The organism is Streptomyces sp. DH10 (genome assembly GCF_029813805.1).
GTDB classification, from domain to species: domain Bacteria; phylum Actinomycetota; class Actinomycetes; order Streptomycetales; family Streptomycetaceae; genus Streptomyces; species Streptomyces coeruleofuscus.
Genome location: NZ_JARVKU010000040.1, coordinates 20437 through 44228 on the forward strand (window position 1 = coordinate 20437; position 23792 = coordinate 44228).

Annotated in this window: 21 protein-coding genes and 1 tRNA gene; 11 read left to right on the forward strand and 11 right to left on the reverse strand. The window is 71.2% G+C overall.

The window, feature by feature from the left end:
- Positions 1-77 precede the first annotated feature (77 nt).
- Together QC385_RS42190 and QC385_RS42195 are read left to right on the forward strand one after the other, a co-directional pair.
- Entirely contained in the window at positions 78-1223 is a 1146-nt protein-coding gene (locus tag QC385_RS42190) for a DUF475 domain-containing protein (protein ID WP_279546709.1), read from the forward strand.
- Between the two features lie 130 nt (positions 1224-1353).
- A complete protein-coding gene (locus tag QC385_RS42195; RefSeq protein WP_279546710.1) occupies positions 1354-2091 on the forward strand; it encodes a TerD family protein in 738 nt (245 codons plus the stop codon).
- Between the two features lie 39 nt (positions 2092-2130).
- Here the strand turns inward: QC385_RS42195 and QC385_RS42200 are convergent, their stop codons facing one another.
- Positions 2131-3054: a TerD family protein gene (locus QC385_RS42200; protein WP_279546711.1), complete on the reverse strand. Its 924-nt coding sequence runs from the start codon at positions 3052-3054 to the stop codon at positions 2131-2133.
- 230 nt (positions 3055-3284) lie between these two features.
- On the opposite strand from QC385_RS42200, the gene QC385_RS42205 reads away from it, so the two are divergent.
- From QC385_RS42205 to QC385_RS42215, 3 genes are all read left to right on the forward strand, one after another.
- Positions 3285-4451, forward strand: coding sequence for an HpcH/HpaI aldolase/citrate lyase family protein (locus tag QC385_RS42205; protein WP_279546712.1), 1167 nt, complete (start codon positions 3285-3287; stop codon positions 4449-4451).
- A 62-nt stretch (positions 4452-4513) separates the two neighbouring features.
- On the forward strand, positions 4514-7111 hold the full coding sequence (locus QC385_RS42210) for a phosphoribosyltransferase (protein WP_279546713.1): 2598 nt from the start codon (positions 4514-4516) through the stop codon (positions 7109-7111).
- Complete coding sequence (locus QC385_RS42215) at positions 7111-7935, forward strand: HAD family hydrolase (protein WP_279546714.1); 825 nt, start codon at positions 7111-7113, stop codon at positions 7933-7935. The genes QC385_RS42210 and QC385_RS42215 overlap by 1 nt, the downstream gene beginning before the upstream one ends.
- On the opposite strand, the gene QC385_RS42220 is transcribed toward QC385_RS42215, so the two are convergent.
- Both QC385_RS42220 and QC385_RS42225 read right to left on the reverse strand, forming a co-directional pair.
- On the reverse strand, positions 7932-8660 hold the full coding sequence (locus QC385_RS42220; RefSeq protein ID WP_279546715.1) for a DedA family protein: 729 nt from the start codon (positions 8658-8660) through the stop codon (positions 7932-7934). The two genes, QC385_RS42215 and QC385_RS42220, sit on opposite strands and share 4 nt — an antisense overlap.
- A gap of 47 nt (positions 8661-8707) precedes the next feature.
- Positions 8708-8929 carry an FmdB family zinc ribbon protein gene (locus QC385_RS42225; RefSeq protein ID WP_279546716.1) on the reverse strand — a complete coding sequence of 74 codons (222 nt, stop codon included), beginning with the start codon at positions 8927-8929 and terminating at the stop codon, positions 8708-8710.
- Between the two features lie 251 nt (positions 8930-9180).
- Here QC385_RS42225 and QC385_RS42230 point away from each other — a divergent pair, with 251 nt between their 5' ends.
- From QC385_RS42230 to QC385_RS42240, 3 genes are all read left to right on the forward strand, one after another.
- Positions 9181-11334 (forward strand): transglycosylase domain-containing protein, encoded by a 2154-nt coding sequence (locus QC385_RS42230; protein WP_279546717.1) that lies wholly within the window; start codon positions 9181-9183, stop codon positions 11332-11334.
- Between the two features lie 56 nt (positions 11335-11390).
- Positions 11391-12671 (forward strand): hypothetical protein, encoded by a 1281-nt coding sequence (locus tag QC385_RS42235; RefSeq protein WP_279546718.1) that lies wholly within the window; start codon positions 11391-11393, stop codon positions 12669-12671.
- Positions 12672-12793: 122 nt separating this feature from the next.
- The gene (locus tag QC385_RS42240) at positions 12794-13948 is read left to right on the forward strand and encodes an amidase domain-containing protein (RefSeq protein WP_279546719.1); all 1155 of its coding nucleotides are present in this window, start codon (positions 12794-12796) and stop codon (positions 13946-13948) included.
- A gap of 19 nt (positions 13949-13967) precedes the next feature.
- On the opposite strand, the gene QC385_RS42245 is transcribed toward QC385_RS42240, so the two are convergent.
- Entirely contained in the window at positions 13968-15368 is a 1401-nt protein-coding gene (locus tag QC385_RS42245; RefSeq protein ID WP_279546720.1) for a hypothetical protein, read from the reverse strand.
- 74 nt (positions 15369-15442) lie between these two features.
- Positions 15443-16294, reverse strand: a complete 852-nt coding sequence (locus QC385_RS42250) for a DUF4097 family beta strand repeat-containing protein (protein ID WP_279546721.1) — start codon at positions 16292-16294, stop codon at positions 15443-15445.
- A 200-nt stretch (positions 16295-16494) separates the two neighbouring features.
- On the opposite strand from QC385_RS42250, the gene QC385_RS42255 reads away from it, so the two are divergent.
- Positions 16495-16566, forward strand: a tRNA-Val gene (locus QC385_RS42255).
- Between the two features lie 83 nt (positions 16567-16649).
- Here the strand turns inward: QC385_RS42255 and QC385_RS42260 are convergent.
- Together QC385_RS42260 and QC385_RS42265 are read right to left on the reverse strand one after the other, a co-directional pair.
- The gene (locus QC385_RS42260; protein WP_279546722.1) at positions 16650-17000 is read right to left on the reverse strand and encodes a hypothetical protein; all 351 of its coding nucleotides are present in this window, start codon (positions 16998-17000) and stop codon (positions 16650-16652) included.
- 107 nt (positions 17001-17107) lie between these two features.
- Positions 17108-17695 (reverse strand): TetR family transcriptional regulator, encoded by a 588-nt coding sequence (locus tag QC385_RS42265; protein WP_279546723.1) that lies wholly within the window; start codon positions 17693-17695, stop codon positions 17108-17110.
- Between the two features lie 95 nt (positions 17696-17790).
- Here QC385_RS42265 and QC385_RS42270 point away from each other — a divergent pair, with 95 nt between their 5' ends.
- Positions 17791-18834: an NAD(P)-dependent alcohol dehydrogenase gene (locus tag QC385_RS42270; RefSeq protein ID WP_279546724.1), complete on the forward strand. Its 1044-nt coding sequence runs from the start codon at positions 17791-17793 to the stop codon at positions 18832-18834.
- Positions 18835-19078: 244 nt separating this feature from the next.
- Here the strand turns inward: QC385_RS42270 and QC385_RS42275 are convergent, their stop codons facing one another.
- On the reverse strand, positions 19079-19999 hold the full coding sequence (locus QC385_RS42275; protein ID WP_279546725.1) for a ketopantoate reductase family protein: 921 nt from the start codon (positions 19997-19999) through the stop codon (positions 19079-19081).
- A gap of 102 nt (positions 20000-20101) precedes the next feature.
- Here QC385_RS42275 and QC385_RS42280 point away from each other — a divergent pair, with 102 nt between their 5' ends.
- Complete coding sequence (locus QC385_RS42280) at positions 20102-20332, forward strand: DUF2277 domain-containing protein (RefSeq protein WP_279546726.1); 231 nt, start codon at positions 20102-20104, stop codon at positions 20330-20332.
- A gap of 41 nt (positions 20333-20373) precedes the next feature.
- Here the strand turns inward: QC385_RS42280 and QC385_RS42285 are convergent, their stop codons facing one another.
- The 3 genes from QC385_RS42285 to QC385_RS42295 all read right to left on the reverse strand — a co-directional run bounded on the left by QC385_RS42285 (position 20374) and on the right by QC385_RS42295 (position 23694).
- Positions 20374-20970, reverse strand: coding sequence for a DedA family protein (locus QC385_RS42285; RefSeq protein ID WP_279546727.1), 597 nt, complete (start codon positions 20968-20970; stop codon positions 20374-20376).
- A gap of 256 nt (positions 20971-21226) precedes the next feature.
- Positions 21227-21679, reverse strand: a complete 453-nt coding sequence (locus QC385_RS42290; protein WP_279546728.1) for a DoxX family protein — start codon at positions 21677-21679, stop codon at positions 21227-21229.
- Positions 21680-21759: 80 nt separating this feature from the next.
- Positions 21760-23694: an FAD/NAD(P)-binding protein gene (locus QC385_RS42295; protein ID WP_279546730.1), complete on the reverse strand. Its 1935-nt coding sequence runs from the start codon at positions 23692-23694 to the stop codon at positions 21760-21762.
- Between the last annotated feature and the right edge of the window lie 98 nt (positions 23695-23792).

Here is a 23792-nt window from a genome sequence, read left to right on the forward strand (position 1 = left end):
ACTAGACTTCGGCTTCAAAAGTTCGTAAAGCCGGGTACGGCACGGGAGAGACCCGTACACACACGATTGGGTAGCCAGTGCTTCTGAAAACCTTCGGGTGGTCGTTCGCGGTCACCGCGCTCGGCCTGGTCGCAGCGGTCTTCTACGGAGGGTGGGCCGCCCTCGGGCTCGTAGCGATCCTGTCCGTCCTCGAGATCTCGCTGTCCTTCGACAACGCGGTGGTCAACGCCGGAATCCTGAAGAAGATGAGTGCCTTCTGGCAGAAAATCTTCCTCACGATCGGCATCCTGATCGCCGTGTTCGGCATGCGGCTGGTCTTCCCCGTCGTGATTGTCGCTCTCAGCGCACAGCTCGGTCCGATCGAGGCCGTCGACCTCGCGCTCACCGACAAGGACCAGTACCAGCAGCTCGTGACGGACGCCCACCCGGCGATCGCCGCCTTCGGCGGCATGTTCCTGCTGATGATCTTCCTGGACTTCATCTTCGAGGACCGGGACATCAAGTGGCTCGGGTGGCTGGAGCGCCCGCTGGCCAAGCTCGGCAAGGTCGACATGCTGTCGGTCTGCATCGCGCTGATCGTCCTGCTGATCTCGGCGATGACCTTCGCGACCCACGCCCACCAGCACGGCGGCACGCACGTCGACAAGGCGGAGACGGTTCTGCTCTCCGGTATCGGCGGCCTGATCACCTACATGATCGTCGGCGGTCTCTCCGGCTACTTCGAGGACAAGCTCGAAGAGGAGGAGGAACGCGAACACGAGCAGGAGGAAGAGGCCGTCCGCTCCGGCAAGCCGCGCTCCGCGGTCGTCGTCGCCGGTAAAGCCGCGTTCTTCATGTTCCTCTACCTGGAGGTCCTGGACGCGTCCTTCTCCTTCGACGGCGTGATCGGCGCCTTCGCCATCACCAACGACATCGTCCTGATGGCCCTCGGCCTCGGCATCGGCGCCATGTACGTCCGGTCCCTCACGGTCTACCTGGTCCGCGAGGGCACCCTCGACGACTACGTCTACCTGGAGCACGGCGCGCACTACGCGATCGGCGCGCTCGCCATGATCCTGCTCGTCACCATCCGGTACGAGATCAACGAGTTCATCACCGGCTCGGTCGGCGTCATCCTGATCGCCTGGTCCTTCTGGTCCTCCGTCCGCCGCAACCGCGCCCTGGCGGCGGCAGAGGGCAACGCGGGCTCGGACGACAAGACCGAGGTCTCGTCCGGGGTGTGACAACCCTCCGGGTGAGGAACGCTCTGTGCGGGGCGGCCACCGAGGCGAGTCCTCGGCGGCCGCCCCGTCGGTCGTCAAGGGCCGCGGGTACGGCGAGGACCCGCGGCCTCCAAGTCAAGGTGGGGGCGGAATGGGCCTGTTCGACGGACTCCGGCGCGGGCGCGATGTGCAGTTCGACTCGGGTCACGCGGCAACCAACGCGATCGAACTGACCAAGCGGCGCGCGCAGATATCACTCACCAAGCAGGGCGCGGCCACCGGCCATCTCCGGGTCAACCTGAGCTGGCGGATGCGCACCTCCGACATCGGCGGCCCGCAGCGCGAGAGCCTGCTGCGGCACCCCTTCAGGGCCCTCAAACCGCCGGAGGTCATCGGCCACAGCCAGAGCGTGGTCAACGTCGACCTCGACCTGGGCTGTCTGTACGAACTCCAGGACGGCACCAAGGGAGTCGTCCAGCCCCTCGGCGGCTACTTCGGCGACGTCAACGCCGCGCCGTACGTCAAGCTCAGCGGCGACGACCGCTTCGGCTCCGCGTCCGGCGAGACGATGTACATCAACCTGGACCACCGCGACAGCATCAAGCGGCTCCTGGTCTTCGTCTACATCTACGACGCGACACCCGCCTTCGACCGCGCCCAGGCCATCGTCACGCTCTACCCGAGCAACGGCCCCCGCATCGAGATCCACCTCGACGAACGCCAGCCGCAGGCCCGCTCCTGCGCCGTCGTCATGATCGAAAAGGTCAAGGACGAGATCATCGTGCGCCGCGAGGCGAAGTTCGTCTACGGCTTCCAGGCCGAGCTGGACCGGTTGTACGGGTGGGGGCTCCAGTGGGGCCGTGGCTACAAGACGAAGGTCGAGCGCTGAGGGCCGGCCCTCGCGGGTGCCGGCCCTCCCTGGTTCCGTCTAGCGTCCGATGAACTGCGGGCCCTGCGGGGGCAGGCGGAAGTCCGGGTCGGGGGCCGCGGCGGCGACCGGCTCTGGGTAGCCGTAGCCGGACTGTGCCCCCGTGACGCCCGCCGTCGCCGGCGCCTGCGGATAGCCGTAGGCGGGCTGGCTGGTGGGATGCGGGTAGCCGTACGCCGGCTGGGTCGCCGGGGGCTGCTGGGGCGGGTATCCGTACCCGGGCTGCGTGGGCACCACGGTCGGCTGCTCCGGCGGCAGCGGCCGGGACACCTCGGGGGCGGGCTGGGCCGGGGCCGAGGTCGTGGGCTGGGCCGGGTCGGCGGTCGCGGGCCGGTCCGCGCCGGCCGTGGCCGGCTGCCCGGACGTCTCCGCCATCGCCTCGGACTCGTCCACCGAGATGCCGTAGTCGGTCGCGAGGCCCTGAAGCCCGTTCGAATAGCCCTCGCCCAGCGCCCGGAACTTCCAGCCCTCCCCGCGCCGGTACAGCTCGCCGCAGATCAGCGCGGTCTCCTGGCCCGTCTCCGGCTTGACGTCGAAGTACGCCAGCGCCTCCGCGCCGGAGCCCGCCGCGTCGTACAGCAGAATGCGCAGGGCCCGTACGCGGTCGAACGTGACGCCGTCCGCCGAAGCGACCAGCAGGATCCGGCTGACTCCCGACTCGACACCGGCGAGATCTGTCTGGATCGTGTCGGTCAGGCCCTCGGCGACCCGCTTCTTGCCGAGCCGCCACACCTTCCCGGAAGGGTGCCGGGGCTGGTTGTAGAAGACGAAGTCCTCGTCGGAGCGCACACGACCGTCGGGGCCGAGGAGCAGCGCGGAGGCGTCGACGTCCGGAACCCCCTGCCCGGACGTCCAGCGCAGCACGGCGCGTACCGTGGTGACTTCCAGCGGGACGTTCGACCCCTTCAGCATCGCGTGCGTCATGCGGTCATCCTGCCTTCTCGGTCCTGCTCACGACAACGCGGGGGCCCGTGGTGCCACGAGCGGCGCCGACGGCCCTCGCCGACTACCGTCGACATGACCGGGCCCGGCTGTGCTTGCCCGCGTTACCTGAAATTCATGCCCGACGGGAACCTCTGCCATGGACATCTACGTACTATTACCGGCCAGCTTTCGACGATTCGCAGGTCGCACCACCACACCGGGGGAGTTCAATGCGTCATTTCGGGCACATCGCCCCTGAGGTGCGGAAGCGTCTCTTCTACCGCGAGCCGTGCACGTTCACCGCGGACTCGCCGGCCTGGCTGCTCTCGGCCGCCCTGGGCGCCACGCTCTACAGCCCGGCCACCCGGGAGCGCCTCGCCGACGACATCCTCAAGCAGGCCGGCCGCGGCGTGGTCTCCATGGTCCTGTGTCTGGAGGACTCGATCGACGACGCGGACGTCGGCCCGGGCGAGGAGAACGTGGTCCGCCAGCTCACGGCCCTCGCCGACCTCCCGGGCGCGGACCTGCCGCTGCTCTTCATCCGGGTCCGCGTCCCCGAGCAGATCCCCGACCTGGTACGACGCCTCGGGCCGGCCGTCCGGCTGCTGTCCGGATTCGTACTGCCGAAGTTCACCGAGGAACGCGGCATGCCGTTCCTCGAGGCGCTGGCGACCGCCGAGGCCGAAAGCGGCCGTCGCCTTTTCGCCATGCCGGTGCTGGAGTCGCCGGAGCTGCTCTACCGGGAGTCGCGCGTGCCGACCCTGGAGGGCATCTCCCGGGCCGTCGGCAAGTACCGCGACCGCGTCCTCGCCCTGCGCCTCGGCGTGACGGACTTCTGCTCCTCGTACGGACTGCGCAGAGGCCCCGACATGACGGCCTACGACGTGCAGGTCGTCGCCTCCGTGATCGCCGACGTGGTGAACATGCTGGGCCGCGCCGACGGGACCGGCTTCACCGTGACCGGGCCGGTGTGGGAGTACTTCCGGGTCCAGGAGCGCATGTTCAAGCCGCAGCTGCGGCAGAGCCCCTTCCTGGAGGTGCAGGCCGCGGAGCTGCGCGAGAAGCTGATTGAGCACGCCATGGACGGCCTGCTGAGGGAGATCTCCCTGGACCAGGCCAACGGACTGCTGGGCAAGACCTGCATCCACCCCTCGCACGTGCTGCCCGTGCACGCCCTGTCGGTCGTCAGCCACGAGGAGTTCTCGGACGCCCAGGACATCCTGCGCCCCGAGCGCGGCGGCGGGGGTGTGCTGAGGTCGGCGTACACGAACAAGATGAACGAGGTGAAGCCGCACCGGGCCTGGGCCGAGCGGACACTGCTGCGCGCCGAGGTTTTCGGCGTGGCGAACGAGGACATCGGCTTCGTGGAACTGCTCGCGGCCGGCCTGGGCGACTGAACGCACGGCATTCGAGGAACGCAGACTCGCCGGGGAGACCGGCGACTCGACGCAGGGAATTCATGGAGAAGGCAGTGAACGAGGGGGTGCGCCACCAGGTGCGCGACGGCGACGGTGATGGTGACGGGGTGCGGCGGTCCGGGACGGCCGGCGGTGCCGGCGGCATCTGGTCGGGCAGCTGGGTCGCCGAGCGGCTCGGCGTCGAGCTCGTCGGCGACGACCGGCTGACCGACCTGCTGGGACTGGCGCTGCGCCGCAACCCCAAGCGGGCCCACCTGCTGGTGTCGAACGTGCTGGGCAAGCACGTCCCGCGGTCCCCGTCCGTGGTCTACGGATACGGCTTCGAGCTGGGCCGCCGGGTGCGTGACCTGCTGGGCCCCGACGAGGCGCGCCGCGCGGTCGTCCTCGGCTACGCGGAGACCGCGACCGGCCTCGGCCACTCCGTCGCCGACGGTCTGGGCCTCGCCCCCTACCTGCACTCCACCCGCCGCCCCGTCGCCGGTCTCGCCCCGGCCGGCGGCTTCGAGGAGTCCCACTCGCACGCGACCTCGCACCTGCTGCTGCCGGAGGACCCCGCGCTGCTCACCGGGGACGGGCCGCTGATCCTGGTCGACGACGAGTTCTCCACGGGGAACACGGTGCTGAACACCGTCCGGGATCTTCATGAGCGGTATCCGCGGCGGCGGTACGTCGTGGTGGCGCTGGTGGACATGAGGTCGCCGGCCGATGCGGGTCGCCTCGCGGCATTCGCCGGGGAGATCGGCGCGCGGGTGGATCTCGTGGCAGCGGCTTCGGGCACGGTACGGCTGCCGGAGGGGGTGCTGGAGAAGGGGCAGGAGCTGGTGGCGCGGTACGAGGCGGAGAATGCCGCGACAGGTGATCGGTCGTCTGCGGCAGCGTCGTGGCCGGTCGCGCGAACAGCCCCCACCGGCCCGCACCCGGATGACAACCGCGCCCACCCCCACGTCACCCGCATAGACCTGCGCTGGCCCGCCGGCCTCCCCGACGGGGGCCGGCACGGCTTCACCCCCGAGCACCGCGCCCGGCTGGAGGCCGCTCTGCCCTCCATGGCCGCCCGGCTCGCCGCGGCGCTGCCCGCCGATGCCCGCCGCGTGCTCGTCCTCGGGTGCGAGGAGCTGATGTACGCGCCGCTGAGGCTGGGCCGAGAGCTGGAGCAGGTGACGGACGCCGAGGTGCGCTACTCCACCACCACCCGCTCGCCCGTCCTGGCCGTCGACGACCCCGGCTACGCGATACGCACCCGCCTCGTCTTCCCCGCCCACGACGACCCCGCCGACGGCCCCGGCGAGCGGTACGCCTACAACGTCGCGGGCGCCGGCTTCGACGCCGTCGTCGCCGTCGTCGACTCGGCTGCGGACACCCCTGGGCTGCACGCGCCGGACGGCCTGCTGGCCCAGCTCGCCGCGCACACGCCGCAGGTCCTCCTCGCCGTCGTACCGTCGTACGCCCCCGAGACCCCGCACGCCCCTGAAAGGCCCTCGATGCTGCCCGAGCCCCTCCGCGGCCCCGACTTCTCCTCGTACGCGCCCGAGGAGGTCGGCTGGCTGCTCCAGGACCTCTCGGACGTGACGCTGGAGGCGCCGACCGAGGAGCGCGAGGAGGCGATCCAGAGCGGCGGCGCGCACTACGCCGAGTCGCTGCCCGTGGAGTACCAGCCGACCGAGCAGTACCAGGAGCTGTTCCACGCCGCCCTGGAGGATTCGGCGGCCCGCATCGCGCAGGCGGTCGGCGTCGTCACCGAGACGGTCCTCGCGGAGCGGTCCCCGCGCCCCGTCCTGGTCTCCCTGGCCCGCGCCGGCACCCCGGTCGGCATCCTGATGCGCCGCTGGGCCCAGCACCGGCACGGGCTCGACCTGCCGCACTACGCCGTGTCGATCGTCCGTGGCCGCGGCATCGACGCCAACGCGCTGCGCTGGCTCGCCGAGCACCACGACCCCCGGGACGTCGTCTTCGTCGACGGCTGGACCGGCAAGGGCGCCATCACCCGCGAACTCGCCCAGGCCTTGGAGGAGTTCGAGAAGTCCGACGGCGTCACCGGCTTCGATCCCGAGATCGCGGTCCTGGCCGACCCGGGCTCCTGCGTACGGACCTACGGCACCCGCGAGGACTTCCTCATCCCCTCCGCCTGTCTCAACTCGACCGTGTCGGGCCTGATCTCGCGGACCGTCCTGCGGGCGGACCTGGTCGGACCGCACGACTTCCACGGCGCCAAGTTCTACCGCGAACTCGCCGCCACCGACGTCTCGGTGACCTTCCTCGACGCCGTCTGCGCCCGCTTCCCCGAGGTCGCCGACGCGGCCTGCGCCCAGGCCAAGGAACTGCTCGCCGCCGACCGCTCGCCCACCTGGGAGGGCTGGGCCGCCGTCGAGCGGATCAGCGAGGAGTACGGCATCCACGACGTGAACCTCGTCAAGCCCGGCGTCGGCGAGACCACCCGCGTGATGCTGCGCCGCGTGCCCTGGAAGGTCCTGGCACGCGCCGTGGCGGGCAGCGACCTCGACCACGTACGCCTCCTGGCCGAGCAACGCGGCGTACCCGTCGAGGAGGTGGCCGACCTGCCCTACACCTGCGTCGGGCTCATCCACCCCAAGTACACCCGGGGCGCGACCGGCGCCGACGGCAAGGCGGTGACGGTCTGATGCCCGCACTCGTCGCCAGCGACCTCGACCGCACCCTGATCTACTCCGCCGCCGCTCTGGCGCTGACGATGCCGGACGCCCGGGCGCCCCGGCTGCTGTGCGTGGAGGTGCACGAGAGCAGACCGCTGTCGTACATGACGGAGACGGCGGCCCAGCTCCTCACGGACCTGGGCGACAGGGCCGTGTTCGTGCCGACGACGACCCGCACGCGCAAGCAGTACCTGCGCATCAACCTGCCGGGCCCCGCGCCCACGTACGCGATCTGCGCGAACGGCGGCCACATCCTGGTGGACGGCGTCTCCGACCCCGGCTGGCACGCAACCGTGACCGCGCGGCTGGCCGAACAGTGCGCGCCCCTGGCCGAGGTGCAGGAACACCTGCTCAGGGCCGCCGACCCGGTCTGGGTGCGCAAGCACCGCGTCGCCGACGACCTCTTCGCCTACCTCGTCGTCGAGCGTGAACTGCTCGACGAGGAGTGGGTGAAGGAACTGGCGGTCTGGGCGGAGAACCGCGGCTGGACCGTGTCCCTCCAGGGCCGCAAGATCTACGCCGTGCCCAAGCCGCTCACCAAGAGCGCGGCGATGCGCGAGGTCGCCCGCCGGACCGGCGCCGATCTCACCCTCGCCGCCGGGGACTCCCTGCTCGACGCCGACCTGCTCCTCGCGGCCGACCAGGGCTGGCGCCCGGGACACGGGGAGCTGGCGGACAGCGACTGGACGGCTCCCGCGGTCAGGGCGCTTCCCGAGCGGGGGGTCCTTGCGGGGGAGCGGATCCTGCGGGAACTTCTGCGGGCCGCTGCCGCTGGGCCTGGCCGGTTCGCCTAGGAGCTCGGGGGGTGCGGTGGTTGTGCGGGTGCGGGTGCGGGTGCGGGTGTGTTGTGGCTTGTCGCGCCCCGCGGCGGAGCCGCAGATCGACACAGCCCCGCGCCCCTTTGGGGGCGTCGCAGCAGCCGTAGGGCCATGAACACCAGCACCGCGAGCGCCGCCACGGCGAGGACCACCTTCGAGTAGGCGGAGACCATGTCCGTCACCCGGTGCCAGTTCGCGCCGAGGAAGTAGCCCGCCAGCACGAACGCCGTGTTCCAGATCGCGCTGCCCAGGGTGGTCAGCCCCAGGAACAGCGGCAGGCGCATGCGCTCCACACCCGCCGGCACGGAGATCAGGCTGCGGAAGATCGGGATCATCCGGCCGAAGAACACCGCCTTGGTGCCGTGCCGCAGGAACCAGGCCTCCGTCCGCTCGATGTCGGAGACCTTCACCAACGGCAGCCGGGCCGCCATTGCCACCGTCCGGTCACGGCCGAGCAGCGCACCGACGCCGTACAGCGCGAGCGCGCCGATCACCGAGCCGGCCGTCGTCCACAGCAGGACGGCGAGCAGGCTCATCCGGCCGCTGCTCGCGGCGAAACCGGCGAGGGGCAGGATCACCTCGCTGGGCAGCGGCGGGAACAGGTTTTCCAGGGCGATGGCGAGCCCGGCACCCGGCGCGCCCAGCGCGTCCATCAGGTCGTTGACCCACTGCGGTCCCGTGTCCGCTGCGATGGCTGTCATGCCGCCACGCTAGGAAACCCAAGCTGAAGGACTCCTGAGGAAAGACGTCAGCCGCAGCAACCGCCTCCGCAGCAGCCGCCCCCACCGCCGCCCGCCCGGGGCGCCGGTGCCGGGGCGGAGGCCGATCCTCCGACCGCGACCGTGGAGAGGAGCTTCACCGAGTCCTCATGACCGGTGGGGCAGGCCGCGGGGGCGGAGGACTCGGCCATGGGACGGCTGAGTTCGAAGGTGTCGCCGCAGGTCCGGCAGCGGTACTCGTAGCGAGGCATGGGGACAGGTTAATCCGCGACGGCGGAAGTGCGGTCCTTCGGGATTCCTTTTGATGACTCTTGCCGTACCGGTGTGGAGGACCTGTAAAGGTCGCTGGTAACTTTCGAACGCGCGAGGAGCCGTAGGGGCGGGGAAAACGTGAGGCTCGCTGCCGTCGACCACGGCAGCCATGTCCTTCCGCGCGAGCACCACCGCGAGGGGGAGGGGAGACGCAGCCGTGTCCAAGGCTGGGCGGGAATCGGATGAGACCATGCAGTTGAAGGTCCCCGCTTCCATGAACGCGGACGAGACCATGCTGTTGCGCACCGTCGAGCCGGCAGCGACCGGCAACGCGGACACGCGCTCCGGCACGGCGCCGGAGGCAGGCCCCGCCAGGTCACGCCGTCGGCGCAAAGCCCCCCGTCCCTCCCCTCTGTCCCGTCTCCCCGCCGCAGCCCCACGGCTGACGCGACTCGTCACCCGCGCCGCGTCCCACGCCCGCCGCCTGCGGCCCCGTTACCCGCACGCCGACCGCTCCGGCTGGCGGCGCTGGGCGCCCTCCTGGCGGCAGTGGCTCGGCGCCGCGCTGGCCCTCTCCGGCCTGACCGTCGCCCTCCTCGGCTCCGCCTACGCCGCCACCGACATCCCGGAGAACCTCAACTCGTACGCCACCCAGCAGGACAACGTCTACTTCTGGTCCGACGGGACGCCCATGGCCCGCACCGGCTGGGTGCGGCGGCAGGCGATGCCGCTGGAGGACATCCCGGAGGACGTCCGGGGCGCGGTGCTGGCGGCGGAGAACGCGAGCTTCTACAGCGACCCCGGCATATCCCTCAGCGGCCTCGCCCGGGCCCTGTGGCGCACCGTCGGCCAGGGGGACACCCAGGGCGGCTCCACCATCACCCAGCAGTACGTCAAGAACGTCTACCTCAGCCAGGACCGTTCGGTCGGCCGCAAGTTCACCGAAGCCATGCTCGCCCTCAAGCTCGACAACGTGATGAGCAAGGACGACATCCTGGAGGGCTACCTCAACACGAGCTGGTTCGGCCGGGGCACCTACGGCATCCAGCGCGCCGCCCAGGCCTACTACGGCAAGGACGTCGGCGAGCTGGACGTCAGCGAGGCCGCCTTCCTCGCCTCCCTCCTCAAGGGCGCGGGGCTCTACGACCCGGCCCTGAGCAAGGCCAACCACGCCCGGGCGGTGGAGCGCTGGAGCTGGATCCTCGACCGCATGGTCGAGATCGGCACCCTGTCGCAGGCCGAGCGGGCCCGGTACAGGGAATTCCCCGAACCGCTCAAGCGGACGCCCGGGTTCGACACCGGCAAGCAGAGCGACTACCTCGTGGAGCTGGCCGCCCGATACGCCAAGAAGGCGGCGCACCTCACGGACAAGGAGTTCGACTTCGGCGGCTTCCAGATCTACACGACCTTCGACCGCAAGCAGGAGAGCGCCCTCACCGACGCCGTGGCCGAGGCCCGCGAGCAGGCGCGGAAGAAGGACGCGGCCAAGGCGAAATCCCTGCACTTCGGCGCCTCCTCGGTGGCCACCGACGGGCGTATCCTCGCCGTCCACGGCGGTCCCGACCACCGTAGGCAGGGCTACAACGAGTCGAACGCGACCACCGTGCCCGCCGGTTCGGCCTTCCTGCCCTTCGTCTACGCCGCCGCCCTGGAGAACGGCGTACACAAGACCCGGGACGGCGCGGCGAGCGAGGTCACCCCGCAGACGCTGTACGACGGGGACGACGGCATCGCCGTCACGACACCCGAGGGCCCCTACTGGGACCGCGGCGGCAAGCAGGTCACCTCCCACAACGACGGCGGGAAGTCCTACGGGCGGATCAGCCTGAGCCGGGCGCTCGCCCTGTCGGTGAACACGCCGTTCATGCAGCTCGGCATGGACACCGGCCTGGACCGGGTGCGGGACACCGCCCAGCGGGCCGGCCTGCTCTCCTCCAGTTTCGGCCCGCTGGTGCCCGCGATGTCCCTGGGCAGTGCCACGCCCAGCGCGATCCGCATGGCCAGCGGATACGCCACGTTCGCCGCCGGCGGTACGCACGTCGAGCCGTACTCGGTGGCCCGGATCACCCGCAACGGCTCCGAGATCGAGCTCACGAAGCCGGCGTCCCGCCGTGCGGTGAAGGCGAGCGTGGCGGCGGCGGTCCAGTCCGCCCTCACGGACGCCTTCCGCACCGCCCGCCCGGGGGCGGACCCGGGCGCCACGGTGGCCGGTAAGGCCGGCACCACGCAGAACGACACCGCCGCCTGGTACATCGGCACGGCCGACTCCGTGTCGACGGCCGTGGTGGCCTACCGCATCGACCTCACCAAGAGCCTTGAACCCCTCCCGTTGAACGGGATCGCGGGCTCTCCGGGCGACAGCGTCCCGTACCGCATCTGGTCCGGTGCCCGCGGCATCGGCTGAACCCGCGACCGGCACCGCCCCGTACCCCCCACCCCCCTTCGCAGAATGAGCCGCGCATGAAACCGCCGTCCGGCCGCCGCCGACGACCCCGCGCCCCCCGCCGCACCACACCCCCGAGGGTGCTGACCCTGGCGGCCCTCCTCGTCATAGCGTCCCTGGTCGCGGGCTATCTGGTCCTGACCCGCTCGGACACCACCGCCCCGACCGCCTCCTCCGGGGCCCGCAAGGAGCCCCCCTCCGCGAAGCCGGACCGGGAACCCCGGTGGGACGGCCGGACGAAGGTCCTCGGGGACGGCTCCACCTCCTACACCGGCCCACCGCACGGACAGTTGAAGCCGGTGCCGCTCAAACCGGGTGAGAAGCCGCCCCAGTTCGTCGTCTTCTCCTGGGACGGCGCGCTGCAGGGCGACGACGGGCTCTTCGCGCACTACCGGGAGCTGGCCGAGGAGTACGACGCCCACATGACCTTCTTCCTCACGGGCATCTACCTCCTGCCCAAGAGCAAGAAGGACCTCTACACCCCGCCCCAGCACTCCAAGGGCTCGGCGGCGATCAGCTTCGCCACCGACGAGCACATCCGCACCACGCTGGAGCAGCTCGGCAAGGCCTGGCAGGGCGGGAACGAGATCGGCACCCACTTCAACGGCCACTTCTGCGGCAAGAAGGGCGGCGGCGACTGGAGCGTCGCGGAGTGGAAGAGCGAGATCGACCAGTTCTACGACTTCGCCGAGAAATGGAAGACCAACACCGGCTTCCGGGACCTCGACCCGCTGCCGTTCGACTTCAGGCAGGAGGTCACCGGCGGCCGGGCGCCCTGCCTTGAGGGCCAGGAGAACCTGCTGAAGGCCGCCAAGGACTACAAGTGGCGCTACGACGCCAGCTCCGCGGGGGACTTCCAGATATGGCCCCGCAAGAAGAACGGCATATGGGATTTCCCGCTGCAGATGCTCCCTTACGAGGGCGGCAAGTACCAGGGCCTGTCGATGGACTTCAACTTCCTCTACAACCAGTCCGAGGGCGAGACCGAGGGGGATCCGGCGAACTACCCCCAGTGGGAGGAGCAGACCGTCGCCTCCTACATGTCCGGCTTCAACCGCGTGTACTACGGCAGCCGCGCCCCGCTGTTCATCGGGAACCACTTCGAGGACTGGAACGGCGGCATCTACATGCGGGCAGTCGACCGGGTCGTCAAGGCCATGTGCACGAAGAAGGACGTCAAGTGCGTGTCCTTCAGGGAACTGGCCGACTGGCTCGACGTGCAGAAGCCCGGAACCCTGCAGCGGCTGCGCGGCTTGGACCCGGCACAGTCACCCGACTGGTCGACGGTCGTGAAGTGATCGGTGCCGAAGGTAACAGGCGTAACACCCTTCACAGTAGCCACACATTTCATGCGAAGATCTCCTACCCCGGTAACCCTTTGGCCGGTGCAAGAGGGGAAACACCAGTGAAATCAAGGAAATTGAGCGGGACGCGGCGCCGCGTCACGATAGTCGGCGCCGCGGCGACCTCCGTCGTCGCCGGAGTCGCCCTGCTGCCCAACTGGAGCGCGGGCGCGGCGGTCAGCGACGATCCGACGGTGGACGCGCGGACCAGGGCCACCTTCCAGCGGCTGGCGGACGCTGTCTTCACCGACCGCACCAACGCCCTGGTCGACGGCGGGCGGGCCGACGCGGACAAGCCGCTGACCGACGGCTTCTCCGGCGACGTCGCGCTGTCCTCGGGCACGGCCCGCATCGAGGACGCCACCCGGTCCGCGCTGGGGCAGCGCAAGGAGAAGCTGGCGAAGGCCGGCGAGACGTACCGCGGTGCCAGCACCACCGTCACCCTGAACGCCGCGCGGGTGACGGGCCGTACGGCCAAGGCGGAGGTCACCGAGACCACGACCCTGACCTACGCCCGGACCCGTGGCGACGCGCCGAAGACCACCGGATTCCAGGCCCGGCACGAGCTGACCTTCAAGGCCGACCGGCAGGGCGACTGGCGGCTGACGGGCATCCGCGACACCGACCAGGGCGGTCTCGCGGTGAACACGCTCTCCAAGCCGGCCCCCGTCAAGGCGGCCACCACCGCCGACACCATGCCGAACGCCCCGCGCGCGGCGACCACCCTCAACCCGGCCGCCGCCCCGAAGACCGGCACGACGTACGACTACAAGGCCATGGCGGCCTACGCCGAGAAGCACTGGAACGCCTACAACAAGGACTACCCGGACTTCAGCGGCCGCGGCGCCGGCGGCGACTGCACCAACTTCGTCAGCCAGTCCCTGAAGGCGGGCGGCTGGAAGCACGTCCCCGGCTACGTGTACGACTACACCAGGTGGTTCGGCAACGCCGACATCCAGTCGCACTCGTTCATCGGCGTCAACGAGTGGTCCTGGTTCGCCCAGAACTCCAAGCGTACCAAGCCGCTCGCCAACGTCTTCCAGCTGGACGTCGGCGACGTCCTCCAGGTGGACTTCGACAAGGACGGGTCCAAGGACCACACGATGATCGTCACGTACAGGAGAGGTGGTGTGCCGTACGTGACCTACCACTCCAACAACACCTTCCGCAGGTCGGTGGCAAGCCTCGTCGCGTCGTACCCGAACGCGTACTACTACGCCTACCGCACCTGAGTCCGGACGGGGACCGGGCTCAGTGTCCGGCCCCTCGCTCCTCGCGGATCCCGGAGACGACGTGCGCCACGGCCCGGCGGACGGCTTCCGTTTCCGTGAGGAAGTGCCAGTAGTCGGGGTGGCGGCCGTCGAGCGTGGCGATGGCGCGTTCCAGGCGGGACACCGCGTCGTCCAGAGGGCGGGCGTGGCGCGGGTCGGGGGTGTTGCGGCCGGCCATGGCGAGGCGCTGGGCGTCGCGAATGGCGAAGCGGGTGCGGTCGATCTCCTGCTGCGGGTCCTTCTGCACGGCGTTCAAGCGGTGCAGGCGGTCGCCGGCGGCCGAGACGGCCTCGTCGGTGCTGTTCAGGAGGGCTCGTACGGTCGACAGCAGGGCCGTGGCATCGGCCCAGTGCTGTTCGTCGCGGGCGGTGCGGGCCTCGGCCAGTTTCGTCTCGGCCTGGCGCACGTTCTCGGCGGCGATGTCGGGGACGCGTTGCAGGTCCTGCCAGCAGGCCACGGTGAAGCGGCGGCGCAGTTCGCTCAGGATGGGGTCGACCTGCTCGGAGCGGGTGGTGAGGGCCTGGGCGCGGGTGCGCAGGGAGACGAGCCGGTGATCGATCTCGGCGGCGCGCTCCGGCAGCCGCTCGGCCTCCACGCGGACCGCCTCGGCCTCGCGCGTGACCCGCTCGGCCCGCTCCAGGGTCTGCGGCACGCCGTGCTGCCCGGCGCCCTGGTTCAGCTTGGTGAGCTCGGGGGAGAGGGCGGCGAGACGGGCGGCGAGGTCGTCGGCCTTCAGCCCTGTCGCCCGTACGGAGTCGAGGGCGTTGGAGGCGGCGAGCAGGGCCTGGCGGGCGCGCTCGACCGCGGGGGCGAGGCGGGCCAGCTGGGTCTCGGCCTTGCCGAGCAGCGGGCCGAGGCCGTCGGTGAACCGGTCCAGCTCCTGCTTGGCCCGGCCGAGTTCCTCCTTGGCGGCGGTCAGCTCGGTGCGGGCGCGGGCGGCGGCCGAGGCCTCCAGGTCGTCGCGGTCGAGGTCATGGGCGTCGACGGCGTTGATGTACTGGTGGCTGGCCTCGTCGATGCGCCGGCCGAGCGCGTCGAAGTCGGCGACGGCCCGCCGGGCGGCCGGGGAGTCGTCGACGGCGGTGATCGTCTCGATCGAGATGCGCAGGTCGCGCTGTGCGGTGTCGAGCTCGTAGAAGGCGGCCGCGGCGGCGTCCTTCGCGGCCTGTGCCTCGGCCCGCTGGCTCTCGGCCCGGCCGCCGAACCAGCGCCGGGTGCCCCCGCCCGCGAAGGCGGCGGGCAGCGAAAGAGCGGCCAGCAGGGGCAGTGCCATCAGGGTGAGGGCGTCCCCGAGCGGACCGGGGGTACGGGGGAGGCGGCGGCGCGGGCGGTGAGCGCGCGGCACCGACGGCGAGTACGGCTGCGCTGGAGTCGCCGTCACATCCCTCTCCCGTGCTGTGGTCCACCCTGCCCGCTGTCATTCTCCCACCGGTTGAGGACGAACACACGGGCCGGTTAGTTCGCCGTTCGGACCGTCACTTCGCCGTCGCCGGTGTGGGCGGACACCACATGGGAGCTGTTCTCGTCGCGGGGGACGGACACATCCACGCCACCGTCACCGGTCTCGGTGGTCACGCGGTAGGCGGCCTTGGGCAGTGCGATGGTCACCGAACCGTTGCCGCTGCGGGACTCCACGCGGTCCGGTACGGAGCCGAGCTCCAGGCGGACCGAGCCGTCGCCGGTGTGGGTGCGGACGTCACGGGAGGAGACGTTCGCCCGGATGGAGCCGTTGCCGGTGCGCATCCGCAGAGGGCCGGTGGTGTCGCTGACGCGAATGGAGCCGTCGCCGGTGCGCAGCTCCAGGGGGCCGGTGGTGTCGGTGACGCGGACGGAGCCGCTGCCCGTGCGGATGCTCAGCGGGTCCCGGAGGCCGCGGGCGCGCACGCTGCCGTCGTCGTCCTTGACCTTCACGGTGACGCCCCGCGGTACCTCGATGCGGTGCTTGGCCGAGCAGTCGACGACGACGCCGGAGCACTTCAGCCGCAGCACCAGCCGGTCGTCCCGCATGGACCAGGTGGCCCTGGGCTCCTTGCCGACGACGACCGACCCCTGGAACCACCGGGTGACCTCGATCTCGCCGGACGGGTTCTTGTCGGCGGCGACGATCTCGAGGGCCGAGTCGTCGGAGTCGACGGTGAGCGTACGGCTCCGGAGGTCGAAGGACCGGCGATCGGGTTCCTTGTCGTCCCCGGCGGACGCACCGCAGGCGCTGAGACCGGCGACGAGCACCACGACGGCACCGGCGACCGCGACCGCGCGGGCAGGGACTGGGCGGGTGGTGCCGGTGGTGCGAGTGCTGCGGGTCATGACGATCTCCCCCTGGACGGACGACGGGCGCGCTCTGGCGCTCTACGACCGTATGGATCCAGGGCCCGCCGGGGGATCCGGGCCACTCCCGGATCGAAGGTGGGGCTAGCCCCCGGACCGACCCCCGGATACGGGTTTGCGGGACCGTGCCCCCGGCAATGTAGGCTGTCGACTCGTCCTGGGCACATGGCCCGGGAGCCGGGTGCGTAGCTCAGGGGTAGAGCGCCTGCCTTACAAGCAGGATGTCGGCGGTTCGAAACCGTCCGCGCCCACCGGATCCCTCCGCCGTCGGATCGTCAGAAGCGCCCCGGGCCCTCATCGGCCCGGGGCGCTTCTCGATCTCCGTCAGTCTCGGTCAGGCTCCGTCGGTCTCCTCCGGCGGAGACTCGTGTGCGTGTTTCAGTGCCGAGCGGGCCCATACCCGCTCGGGACCGGTGAGTTCGGACCAGTAGCGGTGCGTGCTGACGAACACCGCGAGCTCGTGTTCACGCCGCCGGAGCTTCTCCACTTCGGCCTGTTCGTCGGCCGTCCAGCCGGGGGAGGCGGGGCGCTCCACCTTGCGCCAGCCGTTGTCGTCGCTGAAGCCGTCCAGGGGTTCGACCGACCAGGGGAGGCGCTTCAGCAGGGCCGACAGTTCGGCCCGGACCTGATGGAGTTCCTCCTGACCGGCGAGGAGGTCACTCGGAAAGTCATAGGTCGTTGCCACGGCCCAATGATACGCCTGTTCGAATTGGCCGGGCGAGTTCCTTCCCGTGGTTCATGCGAACGGGCGTGACTGGGCGCTCCAGTTGGCGGGCTGCCGCCCGACTGGCCTCAGTCGGCCGTCATGGCGCGGCGGACGCTTTCGCGGAGCAGGGCGCGACGCTGCTCGTGCCGTTCGGGGGGCTCCTGTGCGGTCGCGGCGTAGACGTTGCTGACCGGTGACCAGGCCATGGACATGGCGATGACGACGGCCATGAGGTCGAACGGGTCTCCCTGGCGTACCAGGCCGGCGGCTTGGGCCTCGGCGATGGCGCGCAGTTTGCGGTCGTCGAGGCGGTCGGGGTCTTCGACCAGGTGGCCGGCCGGGCGTCGCTCCAGGCGTGCCCAGGTGGCCAGTCTGATGAGGTCGGGGCGGCGGAGGTACTCGTCGTAGAGGCGTACGGCCCAGTCCGCGAGGTCGGCGGCGTCGATCGGGACGACGTTGACGATCCGCTCGAGCGAGCCGAAGAAGATGGCGTCGAAGAGCCCTTCCTTGCTGCCGAAGTAGGCATAGAGCTGAGCCTTGTTGGTGCGGGCGGCGGCCACGATCCGCTCGATGCGCGCGCCGGCGATTCCGTGCTCGGCGAACTCCCGGGTCGCCACATCGATGATGCGTTGGTACGTCGCGGCTCCGCGCGGGGTCAGGGGCTGCTCTGCCATGCGCCCAAGTTACCAAACAGAACAGTTGGTTTGCTCGGCTGCCCCGATGGCCCTAACCTCAAATAGACCGACCAGTCTGTCTATGAGGAGGCGCCATGAGGAACACCACTGGCTGGCAAGCGGACGGTCCGTCGAGGACGCTGCGGCGGACGCCACTGGAAAGGCGCGACCTGCGCCCCGACGACCTCGCGGTCCGGGTGGACTACTGCGGTGTCTGCCACTCCGATCTGCACGCCGTCAACGCCCGGGACCGCGAGGGAGGCCGGCCCCTGGTGCCGGGGCACGAGTTCACGGGCGTGGTGACCGAGACCGGACCCGCCGTCACCCGCTTCACCGTCGGCGACCCGGTCGCGGTGGGCAACATCGTCGATTCGTGCGGCGAGTGCGCCATGTGCCGGACCGGCCAGGAGAACTTCTGCCACGCTTTCCCGACCCTGACCTATGACGGCGTCGACCGGCACGACGGATCGGCCACACTGGGGGGCTACTCCCGCGAGTACGTCGTCCGCGACCGTTTCGCCCATCCCCTGCCCGCCGGTCTCGATCCGGCCGCCGCCGCTCCTCTGCTCTGTGCCGGGATCACTGTCTGGGAGCCGCTGCACGCCCTCGGCGTGGGGCCGGGAAGCCGCGTCGCGGTGGCGGGACTGGGCGGCCTGGGCCACCTCGCGGTCAAGATGGCAGTGGCGCTCGGCGCCGACACCTCGGTCATCAGCCGCTCAGCGGACAAGGCCGCCGACGCCCGTCGTCTCGGCGCCCACGGTCTCATCGTCTCCACCGACCCCGAACAGATGGCTGACGCCCGCGACCGGTTCGACGTCGTCATCGACACCATCTCCGCCCCGCACGACCTCGGCCCTTACCTGCGCCTGGTCGCCTTGGACGGGACGCTCAGCCAACTCGGGTACCTGGGACCCGTCACCGTGGAGACCACCGACCTGCTCATAGGACGCAAGAAGCTCAGCTCGGCAGGCAGCGGCGGCAGGCCCGCGACCGCCGCCATGCTGGACTTCTGCGGCGAGCACGGCATCACCGCCGACATCGAACTGCTCCCCTCGGCGCGAGTGAACGAGGCCCTCGACCGTCTCAGGCGCAACGACGTCCGCTACCGCTTCGTGCTCGACATGTCCGACCTGGGCTGAACGGCGAAGGCCAGGAACGGCCCCGCCCTGGAGCCGGGCGTTCACGCAATGGGCGCAGACCGCGTCTGACCGGCGGCGTTCGTCGTGCCCCGGGCGCTCCGGGCCACTGCCTTCATGTCCTGGCGACGTAGATACCGGCGCCGAGCATGGCGATGCCGATCACGGCGTCCACCCCGGCCGCGCTGTCAGTCAGACAGGATCAGTGCTCGTGGTCGCGGTCGCCGTTCGCGGCGCCACCGCCGGATCAGCCTCTGCCCGAGATCTCCGCGCCCGGGCCGGCGGACAGCTCGCCCACCACCCCGGCCGTCACCGGAGCCGGTAGGCCGTGCCGCTCGGCCGCGCGGAGCAACGCGCCGCCGATGGCGTCCAGTTCGAGCGGCCGGCCCGCCTCGGCGTCGCGCTGCATCGAGGATCTCATCGACGGCGGGAAGGCGTCGTAGCGGGCGAGGGTCTGTGCCGGGTCTCCCGGGCCGCCGCAGGCGCGGCTGATCGCGGCCGTCTCCTCGACCAGTGCGGTCAGTTCGTCGCGGTGACGAGTGCGGACGTCTCCGAGAGGGACGCCGTATCGCGTGGTCAGCAGGGCCATGGGGGCCAGGAACGACATCTTCGCCCACAGGGCCGCCGTCTCGTCGTCCTGGACTCGGGTGGCCGGGCCGGCGGCGGTGAGCGTCTCGGCGAGGGTGTCGAGTCGGGGCCGGGGCACCTCGGCGCCGGTCAGGTCGATCTCCGCGAAGGGGCTGCCGTGTTCGATGACGCCCGGGGCGACGCGGGTCGACTCGACGCGGATGACGGCGGGGGCGACACGGTCGGGGCGGTAGCGGGCGCGCAGAGCCGCCGGGTGTTCGACGCCGTTCAGGAACGGCACGAGGAGTCCGTCGGCCAGTGTGGGTGCGGGAACGCGCGCCAGGGCGGCGTCGAGGGCGGTGTGTTTGACGGCCACCAGGCACGCGTCGACAGGTTCGCGCAGGTGTGTGTCCGCCTCGACCCGGGCCGTGAAGTCGCCGAAGTGCCCGCTGCGGACCCGGATGCCGTCGGTGCGCAGCGTACGGGCCGTCTCCTCGCCGGACAGGCAGATCACTCGGTGGCCGGCGCGGGAGAGCAGGGCGGCGAGCAGACCGCCCACGCCGCCGGGACCCAGGACGGCCACGGTGAGTTCGTTCCCCATGTCGGGTTCCTCTCGTCGGTCGGCCCCACGGTGGTGGCCGCCTCGTGGAGATCATCGCAGCCGTCGCTGTCGTACGGGGGCCGGAAGGGCCAGACTGGGGGCATGTGCCGGAGTATCAAGACCCTTCGTCCGCCCGTGATGCCCGAAGAGGCCACGGAGGCGGACATTCGGGCTGCCGCGTTGCAGTACGTGCGGAAGGTGTCGGGTTTCCGCGCCCCCGCCGCTCACAACCAGGAGGTGTTCGAGCGCGCCGTGGAGACCATCGCCCAGGCCACGGCCGAGTTGCTGGACGGACTGGAGGTCCGTGGCGCCGGGGCCCAGCGGGCGAGCTAGGGCCGACTGACACACCCAGGGTGCCTCCGAGCGCCCACGCCCTACGACGCCCGCGGCTCCCTGCGCATCAGGTACGCCGCCCCCGCCCCCGCCCCGAACAGCGCCCCCACCGACACCACCGTCCCCAGCCAGCTCGCGCCCAGCCAGTGGGCGCCGAAGTAGCCGAGGGCGACGCTGTAGATGGCCCAGGTGAGGCCCGCCAGGGCCGACCAGGGGAGGAAGTCGCGGGCGCGGTGGCGGGCGGCGCCCGCGCCGAGGGAGACGACCGAGCGGCCGGCGGGCGCGAAGCGGGCCAGGACGACGAGGGCGCCGCCGCCCCGCGCGAGGGCCGCGCCGAGACGTTTCTGCGCGGTGGTCAGGCGCCGGGAGCGGGAGATCGCCCGGTCCAGACGGTCGCCGCCGCGCCAGGCGAGGCGGTAGGCGGCCAGGTCGCCCAGGACGGAGGCGGTGGCCGCGCAGAGGATCAGCGTCAGGATGTCGGGCACGTCGGCCGCCGAACCCGCGGCCGCCGCCGTAGCCGCCGTGATCACCAGGACGCCGCTGGGCAGCACCGGCAGGAACACATCGAGCAGGACCGACAGGGCCACCGCCGCGTAGATCCATGGGCTGCCGAACAGCCACCCCACGTGCTCCAGCACCGCGACTCCCCGTTGGTCCCCCGTGGGCCAGACCGTGCCGCGGTGGCGCGGCGGAGCGGCAGGAGTGGCCGATGACAGCCATACAGCGTACGCCTGGGGTGTGACGGGCGGTTCACGGGGGGCTCGTACGTTCGGTACCGAGTGTTCACCTCGTCCCGAGTCGTCACCCGGCCGCCGTGTCCCGGCGCGGAAGCGAGAACGGCGCCTCCCCTCGTGTGAGGGGAGGCGCCGCTCCGTCCAGCGCGGTCCGGGCGGGTCAGGCCGCCACCGGGGTCTGGTCCGTGGACTGCTGTCCCTGCGCCGACGTGCGCTTGGCCAGCAGCCGGTCCACGCCGAACGCACCGGAACCCGTGAAGATCAGCAGGAACATGGACCAGCAGTACATGGCCGCGCCCTCGCCGCTGTTCTCGATCGGCCACAGGCCCTGCGGCTGGTGGACCTTGAAGTACGCGTAGGCCATCGCGCCGGAGGCGATGAACGCCGCGGCGCGGGTGCCCAGGCCGAGCAGCACCAGCGTGCCGCCGACGAGTTCGATGACGGCCGCGTACCAGTTCGGCCAGGCGCCGGTCGCCGCGGTACCGCCCTTGCCGTCCACCCCTCCGAGGACTCCGAAGAGCGCGACGGCGCCGTGGCAGGCGAAGAGCAGGCCGATGACGATCCGGAACAGTCCGAGAGCGTACGGCTGCGCGCCATTGAGGCGTGCGGTCATGTGGGGGTCTCCTTCGGTCGGCCGGCCAGGGGAGGGCCGGTCGGGGGACAGAACCGATGAGTAACCCACGTTAGGTGCGCCTAATAGATGCTTGCAAGTTCAACATTTGGCCACTGGTTTACCTCCAGTTGGGCCGCACTTTCGGTCACAACCGCACGTAGAGCCGCTCTCGCCACCGCGTCCGCGTCCGAAAGCATGACCGAATCCACACCTGGGCGAGCTCCCGCGGCCGTCACCCAGTGCACGCCCTCCGTCGGGACCCCGAAGGCGAACCGCCTGGAGTGCGGGGCTCCTTGACGGTCTATCAGATGGTAAGGGCGTGGCGTCACATCCAACCCCCCTGTCTCATAACCGTCTACGGTGTGCGGACGGCACTGCCCGGTCCGCAGCAGCCCCGCGAGGAGGCCGTCGGCTGTTTTCCGCAGGTCGGTCTCCGGCAGTCGTGCCTCTATGAGGGTTCTCACACGGACGACCGAACCCGGCACATCGGGCGAGTGCGCCGCCCAGGCTCCGTCCGCCTCCGTCACCCTCAGGCGCGGCCCGAGCACGCGCACCACACTCGCCTCCACCAGGGCCACCAGCTCCTCGACGCGGCGCCGGGGCGGGCCGATGGACAGGAAGGCGTTGAGCGGCGTGTACCAGTGGTCCAGGTGGTCCCGGCGGGAGCCGCCGGCCAGGCCGCCGTGGTCGACGATCAGCCGGAGCTCGTTGCGCAGGTCGCGCAACACGTCCAGGGCCGCCTTCAGCGGGCCGCGCACATTGCCCAGGGCGGCCTGCGCGGCGTCCTCGCGCAGGTACGACAGCAGCCAGTCACGCCACTCGCCGGGGTGCGCGAAGTCCCGCCCGGCATACGGCCGGGAGATCCGCTCCCAGGACCAGCGGTCGGCGTCCGTCACCCCGAACTCGCCCAGCAGCACCGCCTCGTGGGGGTCGCCGTGCGGGACGGCCAGGAAGTGATCGGTGAACTCCTGGCACTGTCGCGCGGAGGCTCCTGCCCGCCGGAGCAGCGCGGCGCAGTACACCGTCTCCACCTCCTTCGCGACCAACGGCCATATCTCCGCCAGGAAGTCGGGCGCCTCCCCGGAGTCGGCGCGCTTGCGGAAGCCCGCGATCACCTCCGGTGTGAGGACCAGCGGGTCGTGTCGGCCGAACGCCCCCTTCGCGTTGTCACCGCGGGCCTGGTACGGGATGCCGCGCCGGGAACCGGCGTACAGCCGCGGTTCGCGGCCGGAGGGGAGATAGCGCAGGCCCTGGGCGTCCCGTACGAAACGCCCGCCGCGGCCGGTCGTCAACAGGGCCGTGTGGTCGAAGAAGTTGAGGCCGAGGCCGCGCAGCAGGACGGGTTCGCCGGGCGGTACGCAGGTCAGGTCGACGTCGGCCGGGTTGGCGGGCGGGACGTGGCGCAGGCCGTGCCGCGCGGCGTGGTCCGCCAGGCGCCGCAGGCCCGGGTCGGCGGTCGTCGGCAGGTGCCCCTGGGCCAGGACCACGGCGGACAGGCCGGTCAGGGTGCGGCCGTCGGAGAGGGTGAGGGCCTGGTGGCCGCCGGGGGCGTCGTCGAGCCGTACGGCCCGGGACCGGTGCGTCGCGACGCGGACGGTCGCCGGGGCGTCCCGTACGACCTGGGCGAACACCCACTCCAGGTAACGCCCGTAGTCCGCCCGGGTCGGGTACTCGTCCGGGCCGAGCGTGCCGCGCGCCCACTCGTACAGGCTCGGGCCCGGGCGGATCGGGCCCGAGCAGTCCACGCTGTCGTCGGTGAACAGGGTCACCTGGCAGGCCACGGTGTTCATCAGCAGCTCGGGCGACTGGTCGGTACGCCAGACGCGGCCCGGGCCCGGCGGGTCCGGGTCGATCACGTGGACCGTCAGCCGGGCTCCGGGCGGGAGGAGTTCCGGGGCGGAGGCGCAGAGGCGTTCCAGGACGCTGGTACCGCGCGGCCCGGCGCCGACCAGGGCTACGGAGAACGGTGCGGGTTCCTCGGCCGGTACGGGTCCCTCCGGCCGTTCCTGCGGCACGGGTCCCTCCGGCCGTTCCTGCGGCACGGGTCCCTCCGGCCGTTCCTGCGGCACGGGTCCCTCCGGCCGTTCCTGCGGCACGGGTCCCTCCGGCCGTT